This is a genomic window from Bradyrhizobium sp. sBnM-33, from assembly GCF_032917945.1.
Taxonomy (GTDB): domain Bacteria; phylum Pseudomonadota; class Alphaproteobacteria; order Rhizobiales; family Xanthobacteraceae; genus Bradyrhizobium.
Map to the genome: position 1 here is coordinate 5,009,881 of NZ_CP136624.1, position 12,684 is coordinate 5,022,564.

A 12,684-nucleotide genomic window follows, 5' to 3' on the forward strand; every position below is an offset into this window, starting at 1 on the left:
AATGGGCCTCAGGTGGAATTAGAAGAACATGCTCGCAAAGACCATCATTGCGAACGAAACGACCCTTCTACGCTTGCTGCGCAGCTTCGCAGGGCTTCAGTCCGCCGAAGCGCTTTAGCGCGAAGGCGGAAGCAATCCATCGCTCCGCGGAGAGAATGGATTGCTTCGTCGCTTTCGCTCCTCGCAATGACGCCCTCGGTTCGCACATGAATCAGCCGGCTAACATGCCGGCTCGCCAACCATTTCCGGCTGTCGCGTCAGCGAGACTGCGGGCGATAGCAGGATCACCAGCGCCTGCGCCGCGAAGATCGCGGCTGCCAGATAGAGGCAGGCTTCCGCGCCATAGAGCCCGCCGACGATGGCGCCCAACGCCGAGCCGAGGGGGCGAGCGCCATAGCTCATGATGTTGATGGCGGAGACGCGCCCGAGCAGCGACGGCGGGGTCACCGATTGGCGCAGCGTGGTGGTCGAGATCACCCAGAGGATAGGGCCGGCGCCGAGCAGGAAGAAGCTCAGCCCCGCGAGCCACGGCGTCGGCACGACCGTGGTCAGCGCCATCACGGCGGCGGCGACAAAACCGGTGACGGGTCCGAGTCCGATCACGGTGCCGAAGGCGAGCCGCTGCATCACCCGCGTGGCCGCGAGTGCGCCGACCACCATGCCGACGCCGTACATGCCAAGCGTCAGGCCGACGCCGGTGGCCGATAGCCCGAGATGGCGAACGGCGTAGGGCACGAACACGGCCAGCAGCAGGAACGACGCCGTGTTGAAGATGAACTGCGTGATGAACACGGGCCGCAGCAGCGCGTGATGCAACACGAACGCGGCACCCTCCTTGATCTCCTGCAGCGGATGGCGGCGCGGGGCAGGGGCGTGCGCCGGTTCATGGATGCCCGACAGCAGCACGACGGCGATCACGGACAAGGCAGCGGCAAAGCCGAAGGCAGGCGCGGCCCCGACCCATCCGACCAGCACGCCGCCGAGCGCCGGACCGCTGGCAAACGCGACTGTGCGCGCCAGTTCGATCCGTGCGTTCGCCGCGGGCAATTGCGCCGAATTGACCAGCGATGGCACCAACGCGGGCGCAGCGACGCTGTAGGCGACGGTGCCGCATACTGCGATGAAGCCGAGCAGCGAGAGCATCGGCAGGGTTATTGTGCCGAGCCAGATCAGCAGCAGCGTCGCCGCAAGCGCGGCCGCTCGCAGCGCTTCAGAGGCCGCCATGACCCAGCGCCGCGAGATGCGGTCGGCAAGGAGACCGGCGGGGATCGCGAACAGGATGAAGGGCAATGTCAACGCGGTCTGCAACAATCCGGTCTGGCCTTCGCCGACGCCGAGCATGAGCACCGCGACGATGGGCGCTGCGGCCAGCGCGATCTGCTCGGCTGACTGGGCGGCGAGGTTCGACCAGGCCAGACGGTTGAAGGTCGTGGGCAGGTTAGGGGGCGTAGCGGTGGACATGACGAAATTCCCTGATGACTCGATCTGACCGCATTGTCCGGCCCAAGGACGGTCGAACCCACCCGTTTCCCGACAAGTCCCTGCAACAAAAACCTCCACACGCGAACGTGTGGAGGTTTCAACTTCCGTCGGGCGTGCTGGCAGAGCGTGAATGCCCGGCAAGCAGAGGGATCAAACGTCGAACAGGAAATCGTGCTTTGTGAGTTCATGGGGCCGCACGCTGGTCAGTTCGATCCGGTCGTCGCCGACCTGGACCACCGTGTTCCCGTGGTCGCCCCAGATTGTCACATCGCGAAAATCCAGCCGACCGGCATTCTCAAACGCCAACATGTCGATACCAGGATCGAAGTCGGTGATCTCAGCTTTGGTGGATCCGAAATCGAAAACGAAGCGATCGGCGCCGCCGTCCCCCGTCATGGTCTGCTTGCCGGTTCCGGCGAACAGATAGTCGCCCTGTGGACCGCCGATCAACGTGTCGTTGCCATTGGAGCCGATGACGATCTGGCGCGCTTCGGGATCTTCGGACTCCACGCCGCCGGCAAGGCCGGTGTGCCGCGCATAGGTGACGAAGACATCGTCCTGGATATGCTCGGTGTCGGTGTTGCGCAGAATGATATCTGCCAGCGTCGTGCCTCTGATTTCGGACAAGGTCTTGGAATCAAACCCCTGATTCTCGAACCAGAACCTGTCGCCATCGCGCAAGGCCTCGAACTGCCTCGCGATGATGGCCTGGAACGTTTCGCCGACGAGCGCGCCAGGCACATGATTTTCCGACAGGCCACCAGTCCACAGGCCGACATTGTTGACATTGCCGTATGCTGCTTTCAGTCCGGCCAGCGTTTCCGGGTCGCTCGTGATCTGGCTGAAATCCGTGTAGGGCTCGAGGCCGAGTGCTTCACGGGTCTGGTTGAGCGTGCCGAGGCCAAGATCGCGCGCGCGCTGGATGTTGATCGCGGCGAGATCGAGAGATACCGGCGGATCGAAAAGAAAATTACGCAAGTCGTCGACGATGCGCGCGTCGAGTGCTTGTGATGGATCGGCGGCCAGGTGGCGCAATTGTCCGTCGGCGCCGCCATCGTCAATGAAGTTTGCCGCCGGCTGGAAGAATACGTCCTTCAGGTCTTCCTCGGAGCCGGCGATGACTTCTCCGCTTTCGTCAAGGCCTTCGGTTTCGCCCGACACGATCGAATGTCCGAAGCGGAACGCCGCGGCGACGAATTCCAGCGTCAGGTGGGGATCGACACTGGGGTCATAGCCGTCGTAGAGCGTCAGCGCATTCTTGCCGAGGAGGTTGGGCAGGAACTCCGAGTAGGTGATGTTGGCGATTTCCGCCGTCACGATGGCGCGGGCGTGATTGTAGAGTTGGTCGCCACTCCATTTCGGGTGCTCAAGGTGCAGTCTGTCGACCCAATAATTGTGTTCGCGCACGAACAGCGTGTGCAGGGCGGTCAGCGCCGGATTTTCTGCGGCGCGGACATCGCCGGCGACGACCATGCCGTCAACGATCGGCAGGTTGTTGCCGGCCGACGTCAACATGTGACCGTCGGCGGTGCGCAGGCTGGCGGCGGTGGCGGCATTGGATCCATAGACCATCGAGGCATCCAGCCAGGCGGTATTGGAGTTGAGCGCCATCGCGGGATTGGACGTGCCCGCACCCGTCGTGGGATCGATGACTGCGCGGGTGATCGGGATGATGGTGCCGTCGGGAAGCACGGGATCATCAGCGGGAACGACAACGCTGATGTCGTTGACGCCGTCGGTCCGGGTCAGCGTCATGTCATGATCGATGAATTGACCCCAGGCGTACATGAACGCGGAGACGCCTTCCGGGTTTGCCACGTCCGGGTCGCCGGCGCCCACGACAAGATTGCTGATGGTGCGCGGATTGTTGCCGCCGAGCGGGACGGAAATGCCATCGGCAAAATGTGGCTCGCCGATCCGTGCGAATTCGGTACCGGCGGCGTTGAGGGTGGAATCGGATTGGTTGTTCTGCGAACCGTCGAAACTGCGGTATTCGATTTTTGCCGGCTTGGGGTCCGGATAGCAGGGCGGGCCGTGGGGGCCGTGAGGCCCATGTGAGCCGTGAGACTCATGCGGGCCATGAGAGCCATGCGGGCGGTGCGGCAAGTGGCCGGGAAAATCGCCGAGGTGAAAGTCGTGGTCTCCGTCCCAACTTCGCTTGAACTGACGCATTTCTGCCGTCTCCTCAGTTGCAATTGCGAATTATTTGCAATTGATCACTAATGAGAGGCATTTGCAACAAGGGAATTGTCCACCCAGCAGGTCACCATCTGTTCCCCGGCAAGGATCGGCGCAGGAAAAAGGCCCGCCGCGTTACCGCGGCGGGCATCGTTTGAATTGAGTTGAATGGCCGTTTCGGCCGCTTGGTTACGTTTTCGGCCCGAGCGTCGCCTTGCCCGGCCCGGAGATGGTCGCGGGCGGTGTGGCGACTGCATGGTCATCTGTATCAATCACGGCCGGCAATTCGGCCGGACTGGCGAGCTGCTGCGCGGCCAGCGCGTTGGTCAAAGTGGTCAGCGCGTCCGGACCGGCGGCGAAGCCGCCCTCGGCGAGGATCTTATCGATGATCGGCTTGAACGCGGAGACCGACAGCAACTGCGCAGCAAGGCCATCACCCAGACCAAGCCAGTTGCTGTGGCCGTTCATCGCGCCATTGCCGCCGCCGCGGCCAAGCATGCCGCCGGTGTCGAAGATCCGGATGTCCGAGATCTTCTCGATCGGCTTGACCGCTTCGGCCAGCGCGTTCGGGATGATGTTGATGCGCGCCATGGTGAGATCGTAGTCGACCATCTCCTGCGAGAGCTTGTTTCGCGCTTCCGCCTTCAACGCCGCCACCTCGGCCTCGGCCTGGCCGAGCGATTTGACGCCGGCCGCGCGGGTTGTCGCCGCCTCGGCGTCGGCCCTGGCCAGCATGGTGATGGCTTCCGCCTTGTTGTTCGCGGCCTGGTTCTCGGCTTCCGCCATCACGGTGATCGGCATCGCCTCGGTCTCGGCGGCCTTGCGCGCTGCGATCACGTTGATGATCTTGTCGCGTTCGGCGATTTCGACGGCTTTGGCGGTGGTGACCTTTTCCTCGGCCGCAATTGCGAGCGCACGCGCGGTCTCGGCGATGGTCTGCGCCTCAGACTGTTCCTTGCTCTTGGCGGCGATCGCGATCGCGCTTTCCTGCGCCACGATCTGCAGGTCGCGCTCCATTTCAGTGTTGCGGCGCTTCACCGCCAGATCGGCCTCGATCTTTCTGGTGTCGCGGAGCTGGTTGGCTTCGGTCTGCTTGTTGGCGACCGCCAGCTCCTGCTGGATGCGGTACTCGGCCTCGTTCTGCAGCGCGGTCTGCTCGACCTGCGCAGTCTGCGCGCGCATCGCAGCGGTCTTGTTGGCGATGTCGCGCTGCTGCGCCAGTTCCGCCTCGCGCTTGGTGGCCTCGATCGTCAGCGTGGTCTGGCGGGCGACGAGGTCCTGCTGCGCGATATTGACCTCGGTGGTGCGGACAATCTGGTTGCGCTCCTGTTCGCGCTCGCGCGTGATCTTTGTCAGCGTCGTCAAACCGTGGGCGTCGAAGAAGTTGCTCGGGTTGAAATGCTTGATGTCGCTCTGGTCGAGACGGGTCAACGACACCGATTCGAGCTCAAGGCCGTTGTTCTGGATGTCGGCGCCGACGGCGTCCTGCACCGATTTCACGAACGTCGCGCGCTGCTCCTGCAGCTCTTCTAGGTTCATGGTGGCGGCGACCGAACGCAGGCCGTCGACGAATTTGGCCTCGATCAGTTCGCGCAACTCGCCTGCATTCTGGGTGCGGCTGCCGAGCGTCTGCGCGGCAAGCGCGATCGAGGAAGTGTCGGGTTTGACGCGCAGATAGAACTCGGCGCCGATATCGACGCGCATGCGGTCCTTGGTGATCAGCGAGTCCGGGCCGCCGCGGGCGACCTCCAGCCGCAGCGTCTTCAGATTGACCGCAGCGACCGAGTGGAAAACCGGAAGGACGATCGAGCCGCCGTCGAGCACGACCTTCTGGCCGCCCAGTCCGGTACGGACATAGGCTTCATCGCGGGTCGAGCGGCGGTACAGTTTGGCAAGCAGTAAACCAATAACAAGAACGACGATAACACCAATCGTGACGGGTATTGCAAGTTCCCACATATTTAAGCCCTGTCTGAACGTTGTTGCGCAATGAGGTCGGCTGGTGCGGAAATGGCGATAAAGCTCTTGGCATCACGGTCGACCAGCAGCACGCTGGCGCCGACCGGGAGGGGTACGGATTCGGGACTGGCGCGCGCCACCAGAGAGTGCCAGTTGCCGAAGACATCCTTGAGACGGACGCGGCCGGGTAGTCCCTGGTCGAGCGGCCCGATCGAAACCTCGGCGACATGGCCGATGAAATCGGCCTCGTCCACCGCATAGGTTTCGTCGCGCGGGATGATCTTGGCGATGCCGCGGCTGGTGACGCGGACGGCCGGAATGCTGCAGGCCGCCGCGGCGAGCGCCGCGATCGAGACGGGGACCGAGATCCCCACGCCGTGCGCCAACGCTTGCAGGAAGAATCCCGCGATCGAGAACATGCCGAGCGCGAGAATGATCAGGATCAAAAGCGGTAGACGCCCCGCATTGATCCAGAGGAACAGGCCGCCGAGGCCATTGGCGTGATCGGCCTCGACGGTGACTTCCTTGCCGAGCAGTTCGCTGATCGAGAAGCCGACCAGCGTCGCCAGCAGTTCGATGCCGGCGAGCGCCAGCATGATTGCGGCGGCAATTGCGAAGGGACGGACGTCGGGCGCCAGCAGGAGGTCGGACACGGCACTCATTGCTGCGATTTGATCCTTTCAAGCCGCGCCGCGATTTCCTTTTCGCGATGCAACCGGTCGAGTTCGTCGAGCTCCTTGTCGCCGGGCACGCTTGCAGCCGGCACGCCGGTGACGCGTGCGATGGCCGCCATCGCCCGATCGGGACTCACTGTTTTAGTCGCACCAGCGACACGTCCGGTTTCGTGCGGCGCGTGCTTCTCGAGGCTCGCCTCGAGATCGGCGAGGCGGGTCTCGGCTTCACGCCGTGCGCCAAGCATCGCCTGTAAGGCCTTGGTCTGCTCGTCGATTTCGAGTTCGATGAAATCCATCGCGCGCTCCAGCGCGGTACCCTGCGATTCCAGATCAATTTGCCGTGCAACCCCGGCGCGCGCGAGGTCTTCGCGGTTTTCTGCAACCGCAAGACGAATCTTGTCCGTCAGCGCGGCAATCTCGGCGTCGAGCTCCTCGCGCCGGCGCTTGAGGCGAAACTCCTCGGCGCGCGACTTGCCAAGCGCGTGGCGCGCTTCATCGGCGCCAGCGTCGATTTCGCGGATCGCCTGCTTGACCAGCGCGACCTTGTTGCTGTTCTCGGCATTGTCGATCGTCTCGCTGGCAATGGCGGCAAGAAGTCTACCCATACGTGCAAGAATACCCTCGTGAACCATGGTCTTCTCCTCCGGCTGTGGTGATTTCGATTTCACGGCGATGTGGATTTCGTAAGCGCGGCCGTCCGAAACCAAATGAGCCGGGAAAGGACTATCCCAGCCGGCAAGATAGCCGGGGATTTCAAACGGCACCAAGACACGTCCGTAGACAGTGCTAATGGTCAGTGAAGTTGGTCCCTTGATCGCAAACAACTTGTCGTCGAGCGGGATTTTGCGCGTTGCCGAGCCGGCTACGTAACTGGCGCGGTCGCGCAGGCCGAGCGTCACCAGGCGCGCCGGCAATCCTGTCTCGGTGCGGATCCGCTCATAGGCCTGGGCGTGGAGGGCGACTAGGTTGGCGCCGACCGGGGCAACCTCGGCGAGAATCGCCATCATCCGGTCATAGGCGGCAAAGGTTGCTTCGATGGCGGCGATGCCGGCTTCGTCGGGGGCGAGGGCGTATCGCAGCGTCGCCGTCGGGGTTTCGATCGGAACCTTTATCATGCGGTAGCATAAAGTACTTCCTCAGTGCTTTACAAGTTGGTGGGCGGATATCATTTTCGTGATCGGCAGATGCAGTTGCAAATGAGTTGCAATAAGGGCGAAGTTCAGCCATCTTGCTAAAATGGATGCGCGAACGCCCGATTTGGCCCCCGAAGCCAAGGGTCTGCTGATGGCCGATACGACCGCCGCCGGTTGGCGCGCTGATGCCGCCGCCGGCGCCCGGCGGAGCCTGCCCGAGGTCAATTCCACGATCTCGGTGCCCTTTGGCGGGCATTGGTCGCGCCGGCTGCTGGCCTTCCTTGGTCCCGGCTATCTGGTTTCGGTCGGTTACATGGACCCCGGCAACTGGGCCACCGATCTCGCTGGCGGGTCGAAGTTCGGCTACACGCTGCTCGCGGTCATCCTGCTGTCGAACCTGATGGCGATCCTGTTGCAGGCGCTCGCCGCGCGGCTTGGCATCGTCACCGACCGCGATCTGGCGCAGGCCTGCCGCGCTAGCTTCTCGCGGCCCGTGAACTTCCTGCTCTGGGTGGTCTGCGAAGCGGCCATCATCGCCTGCGATCTTGCCGAGGTGATCGGCACCGCGATCGCGCTCAACCTGTTGTTCGGCATTCCCCTGATCTGGGGCGCGCTGATAACTGCGCTCGATGCCTTCCTGCTGCTCCTCCTGATGAACAAGGGTTTTCGCTTCCTCGAAGCCTTCGTCATTTCGCTGCTGATTGTGATCGCGATCTGCTTTTCGATTCAGATCGTGGCTGCGGCGCCGCCGGTGGCTGCCGTCCTGAAGGGGTTTGTGCCGTCGCCCGAGATCATCACCAATCCGGAGATGCTCTACATCGCCATCGGCATCATCGGTGCCACCGTGATGCCGCATAATCTTTACCTGCACTCCTCGATCGTGCAGACCCGCGCCTATGAGCGGAACGACAAGGGCCGCCGCGAGGCGATCAAATGGGCGACGACGGACTCGACCATCGCCCTGATGCTCGCGCTGTTCATCAACGCCGCGATCCTGATCGTCGCCGCCTCCACCTTCCATGCGACCGGCCGCACGGAAGTCGCCGAAATCGGCCAGGCATATGAACTGCTATCGCCGCTGCTCGGCCTCGGCATTGCCTCGACCCTGTTCGCAGTGGCGCTGCTTGCCTCTGGTCTGAACTCGACCGTCACCGCGACGCTGGCCGGCCAGATCGTGATGGAAGGCTTTCTGCACCTGCGGCTGCCGAGTTGGGCCCGGCGGCTACTCACCCGCGGCGTCGCCATCGTTCCGGTCGTGATCGTCACCGCGCTCTATGGCGAGCGCGGCACCGGCCAATTGTTGGTGTTCAGCCAGGTGGTGCTGTCGATGCAATTGCCGTTCGCGGTGATCCCGCTGGTGAAGTTCGTTTCCGACCGCCGCAAGATGGGCCAGTTCGTCATTCCGCGCACAGTAGCTGCCGTGGCGTGGATCGTCGCCGGAATCATCGTGGCGCTGAATGTGAAGCTGCTGTTCGAGACGTTCTTCGGGTAACCGCCGCCCTCATCGCCCGACTTGATCGGGCGATCCAGTACGCCGCGGCCTCTCGAGTTTATCGCTGCTGTCTCTGGAATACTGGGTCACCCGCCTTCCGCCTTCGCTCTTTGAGCTACGGCGGACAAGTGGCGGGTGACGACAAGTGGTTGGGTAGTCGCGGGCCTTGCGCTAATCCTGCGGCTCGGACAGCATTTCGCCCGTCGCATCTACCCGCAGCCAGCCTGACGGCGCCAGCCGCTGCTGCGGCAGGAAGCGGCCCTTGTAGTCCATCTTCTTGGAGCCCTCGATCCAGTAGCCGAGATAGACGTAAGGCAGGCCGAGCCGGCGGGCGCGGGTGATGTGGTCGAGGATCATGAAGGTGCCAAGCGAGCGGCTGTGCTGCGACGGCTCGAAGAACGAGTACACCATCGACAGCCCGTCGCTGAGCACATCGGTCAGCGCCACCGCGACCAGCTCCTCGCCGCGCCCGGTGATGCCGGTATCGACGCCGCGCTTGCGGTATTCGATGATGCGGGTCTCGACATGGCTGTCTTCCACCATCATCGCGTAGTCGAGCACGGTCATGTCGGCCATGCCGCCATGGCGGTGGCGCTTGTCGAGGTAGGCGCGGAACACCGAGTATTGCTCCGACGTCGGCACTGCGCTGCGCTGCTCGCCGACGATGTCGGCGTTGCGCGCCAAAACTTTCTTGAAGTTGCGCGAGGGGCGGAATTCGTTGGCGATAACGCGCACGGAGACGCAGGCCCGGCACTGGTCGCAGGCCGGACGGTAGGCGATCGATTGGCTGCGGCGGAAACCGCCATGGGTCAGGAGGTCGTTGAGGTCGCCGGCCTTGTCGCCAACCAGATGCGTGAACACCTTGCGCTCGTGCCGGCCCGGCAGATAGGGGCAGGGCGAGGGCGCCGTCAGGTAGAATTGCGGGGTATCACGCGAGTGTTGGGTCACGTCGGGTCGTCACGCCTCCGAAACAAATCAACCATAGCGCTTTCGAACGAAGTAGACACCAGTTCCCGTTAAGAAAACGCGTCAGAACGAAAAAAGCGCCGGCCCGGCCCCGATTTCATCGTGGGGCCCGACCGGCTCTAACATCGCGCCCGGAAGGCGGGCGGTCAAATAGTTTGCTGCTCGCTCAATAGCTGCTGCGTGCCGAGGGAACTACCTGGGTACGAACCGAGCTGTTGATGACCACGGTTCCCAGGGTCATGTCGTGCAGCAACCGGCGGCGGCTGTTGAACAGGCCGACCAGTAGCACCAGCGGCGTCAGGAACGAGATCGAGAGCCAGTACAGCACGGCATGGCAGGCACCGAGCACGAAATAGCCCGGCGCGCCGTACCAGGTGCGCAGCTCCAGATCCATCGCGCGCATGCCGAGCGTCGCCGAATGCGGGCCGCCGATCGAGGTACCGTAATAGACGATCGCCCACACGATGGTGGCGGGCCACGCCAGCCAGAACAGCATCCAGCCCAATGTCAGCGTAACGATGCCGAACAGGAAGATGAAGATGTAGCCGAGGATGACGGGCACCGACAGCACCACGAGGTCGATCAGGAACGCAAATACCCGCCGCGTCAGCACGCCGCGAAACAGTTCCGGCTGCGAATAGGGATCGAACGCATGCGGCGGCACCCCGCCATCGTTCCGCCAGGCGCCGCCAGCATTTGAAGGGCCGCCAGCGTTTGAATAGCCGCCGGCATTTGAAGGGCCGCCGCCGGTGTTGCCAGAACCGCTATAAGACATGGTCCGTCCTCCAGGCCGATATTCCAGACCATGACATGGGAACCGGCGGGGCCTGCGCCAAGGGGGCTGCGACCATTAACAGCGCGCAATATTCGGCGGGAGGGACGTCCGCTCTTACCCCGTCATTGCGAGGAGCAAAGCGACGAAGCAATCCATCTATGCGGTCTGCGGCGCTATGGATTGCTTCGCTTGCAATGACGTGGAGAGAGCGCGGGAATCAGCCTTCGGCCTTCAATTTCTCCGCCGCCTTTGGTGCAAAGTACGTCAAAATGCCATCCGCACCGGCGCGCTTGAAGCCGAGCAGGCTTTCCATCATTGCACGGTCGCCGTCGATCCAGCCATTGGCCGCGGCTCCCGCGATCATCGCGTATTCGCCGGACACCTGGTAGACGAAGGTCGGCATCGCAAAGGTGTCCTTCACCCGCCGGACAATATCGAGATAGGGCATGCCGGGCTTCACCATAACCATGTCGGCGCCTTCGACGATGTCGAGCTCGACCTCGCGCAGCGCTTCGTCGGAATTGGCGCTGTCCATCTGGTAGGTGCGCTTGTCGCCGGTCAGCGTTTTGGCGGAGCCGATGGCGTCGCGGAACGGGCCGTAGAAGGCGGAGGCGTATTTCGCCGCGTAGGACATGATCTGCACGTCGAGAAAACCTGCCGCGTCCAGCGCCTCCCGGATCGCGCCGACGCGGCCGTCCATCATGTCCGATGGCGCAATCACGTCGCAGCCGGCCTCCGCCTGCACGAGCGCCTGTTTCACCAGCACCGCCACCGTCTCGTCGTTGAGGATTTTGCCGTCCTCGATCAGCCCGTCATGGCCGTGGCTGGTGAAGGGATCGAGCGCGACGTCGCACAGCACGCCGATCTCGGGGAATTCCTTCTTGATCGCGCGCACTGACTGGCAGACCAGATTGTTCGGGTTCAGCGCCTCGGAGCCGTGCTCGTCGCGGAGCGACGGCTCGGTATAGGGAAACAGCGCGATGCAGGGGATGCTCAGCTTTGCCGCGCGCTCGGCGTCGCGCACCGCCTGATCGACGGTGAGGCGGTCGACGCCGGGCATCGAGGCCACCGGCGTGCGCGTGTTGTGGCCGTCGACCACGAACATCGGCCAGATCAGATCGTCCGTGGTCAGCACGTTTTCGCGCACCAGCCGCCGCGCCCATTCCGCCTTGCGGTTGCGGCGGGGGCGGATGGTCAGGTCGAGCGGGGTGGAGGCGAGGGCGGTCTGCCGCCGCGGCGCGTCGCGCATTTCGATCGGACGCCCGAACTTGATCGCCATGTGAACGGTACTCCTTGAGGCGGAGGGAAGGTTTTGATTTGTTCCAATTCTAGCACCTTGCCGCTGCCGCGTCACCGAGCCTTGATCTATCTCATCAGCAATTGATTTTGCCGTCCCGCCGGGCCAAGACATCAGGCCATGAGCAGATTCCAGCACGCGTTGCGCCCCGGTTGCGAAGCCAGCCCCCAGATCAGCTTCCGGGTCGGCTTCCATGTCTGACGTTTCGGCGCGCGATCAGGGCCGGGACAAGGCGAGGGACAATGCCAGGGACGGTGCGATGTCCATGGCGGCGATGTCGTCGGAGCGGATCGAGCCCGACGACAATGTGTGGACGCGTCGGCTGGTGCTGTTCCTGCGCATCATGGCGGTCGTGTCGATCATGAAGGGCCTGTACCACTGGGCGCAGGTCACGGGTTTCATCGGCGGCGAGGAAGAGGCGTTCGAAAACCAGTCGATGGCCTGGCAGACCGCGACCGTCTATTTCGCCGTCATCGAACTCGTCGGCGCCGTCGGCTTGTGGCTCGCGACGCCTTGGGGCGCGGTGGTGTGGCTCACCACGGTGGTGTCGATGGCGGTGATCGAGCTGATGTTTCCAGGCATCTACGGCGGCAGCCTGACGGTCGTGGGGTTTGAGGCGGTGATGCTGGCCGCCTATCTCGCGCTCGCCTGGATGGCCGCGCGTGAGCGTCCGCCGTAGGACGTCTGTCTCAACCTCGCCCCGCTCTTCGCGGGGAGAGGTCGGATTG

At 63.5% G+C, this 12,684-nt stretch carries 10 protein-coding genes; 2 read left to right on the forward strand and 8 right to left on the reverse strand.

Features of this window, described 5'->3' with window-relative positions:
* Nucleotides 1–219 precede the first annotated feature (219 nt).
* From RX328_RS23340 to RX328_RS23360, 5 genes are all read right to left on the reverse strand, one after another.
* Complete coding sequence (locus RX328_RS23340) at nt 220–1,461, reverse strand: MFS transporter (RefSeq protein WP_213251975.1); 1,242 nt, start codon at nt 1,459–1,461, stop codon at nt 220–222.
* Between the two features lie 171 nt (nt 1,462–1,632).
* The gene (locus RX328_RS23345; protein ID WP_213251974.1) at nt 1,633–3,654 is read right to left on the reverse strand and encodes a peroxidase family protein; all 2,022 of its coding nucleotides are present in this window, start codon (nt 3,652–3,654) and stop codon (nt 1,633–1,635) included.
* A gap of 195 nt (nt 3,655–3,849) precedes the next feature.
* Nucleotides 3,850–5,619: a flotillin family protein gene (locus tag RX328_RS23350; protein ID WP_213251973.1), complete on the reverse strand. Its 1,770-nt coding sequence runs from the start codon at nt 5,617–5,619 to the stop codon at nt 3,850–3,852.
* Nucleotides 5,620–5,621: 2 nt separating this feature from the next.
* The gene (locus RX328_RS23355; RefSeq protein ID WP_213251972.1) at nt 5,622–6,281 is read right to left on the reverse strand and encodes an OB-fold-containig protein; all 660 of its coding nucleotides are present in this window, start codon (nt 6,279–6,281) and stop codon (nt 5,622–5,624) included.
* Nucleotides 6,278–7,408 (reverse strand): PspA/IM30 family protein, encoded by a 1,131-nt coding sequence (locus RX328_RS23360; RefSeq protein ID WP_213251971.1) that lies wholly within the window; start codon nt 7,406–7,408, stop codon nt 6,278–6,280. The genes RX328_RS23355 and RX328_RS23360 overlap by 4 nt, the downstream gene beginning before the upstream one ends.
* 121 nt (nt 7,409–7,529) lie before the next feature.
* On the opposite strand from RX328_RS23360, the gene RX328_RS23365 reads away from it, so the two are divergent.
* Nucleotides 7,530–8,918: an Nramp family divalent metal transporter gene (locus tag RX328_RS23365; protein WP_213251970.1), complete on the forward strand. Its 1,389-nt coding sequence runs from the start codon at nt 7,530–7,532 to the stop codon at nt 8,916–8,918.
* Between the two features lie 171 nt (nt 8,919–9,089).
* Here the strand turns inward: RX328_RS23365 and RX328_RS23370 are convergent, their stop codons facing one another.
* The 3 genes from RX328_RS23370 to hemB all read right to left on the reverse strand — a co-directional run bounded on the left by RX328_RS23370 (nt 9,090) and on the right by hemB (nt 11,938).
* Nucleotides 9,090–9,866 (reverse strand): arginyltransferase, encoded by a 777-nt coding sequence (locus RX328_RS23370; RefSeq protein WP_213251969.1) that lies wholly within the window; start codon nt 9,864–9,866, stop codon nt 9,090–9,092.
* A gap of 184 nt (nt 9,867–10,050) precedes the next feature.
* Nucleotides 10,051–10,659: an RDD family protein gene (locus tag RX328_RS23375; RefSeq protein WP_213251968.1), complete on the reverse strand. Its 609-nt coding sequence runs from the start codon at nt 10,657–10,659 to the stop codon at nt 10,051–10,053.
* A gap of 217 nt (nt 10,660–10,876) precedes the next feature.
* Nucleotides 10,877–11,938 (reverse strand): porphobilinogen synthase, encoded by a 1,062-nt coding sequence (gene hemB, locus RX328_RS23380; protein WP_213251967.1) that lies wholly within the window; start codon nt 11,936–11,938, stop codon nt 10,877–10,879.
* 211 nt (nt 11,939–12,149) lie between these two features.
* Here hemB and RX328_RS23385 point away from each other — a divergent pair, with 211 nt between their 5' ends.
* On the forward strand, nt 12,150–12,635 hold the full coding sequence (locus RX328_RS23385) for a DUF6163 family protein (RefSeq protein ID WP_213251966.1): 486 nt from the start codon (nt 12,150–12,152) through the stop codon (nt 12,633–12,635).
* Nucleotides 12,636–12,684 lie beyond the last annotated feature (49 nt).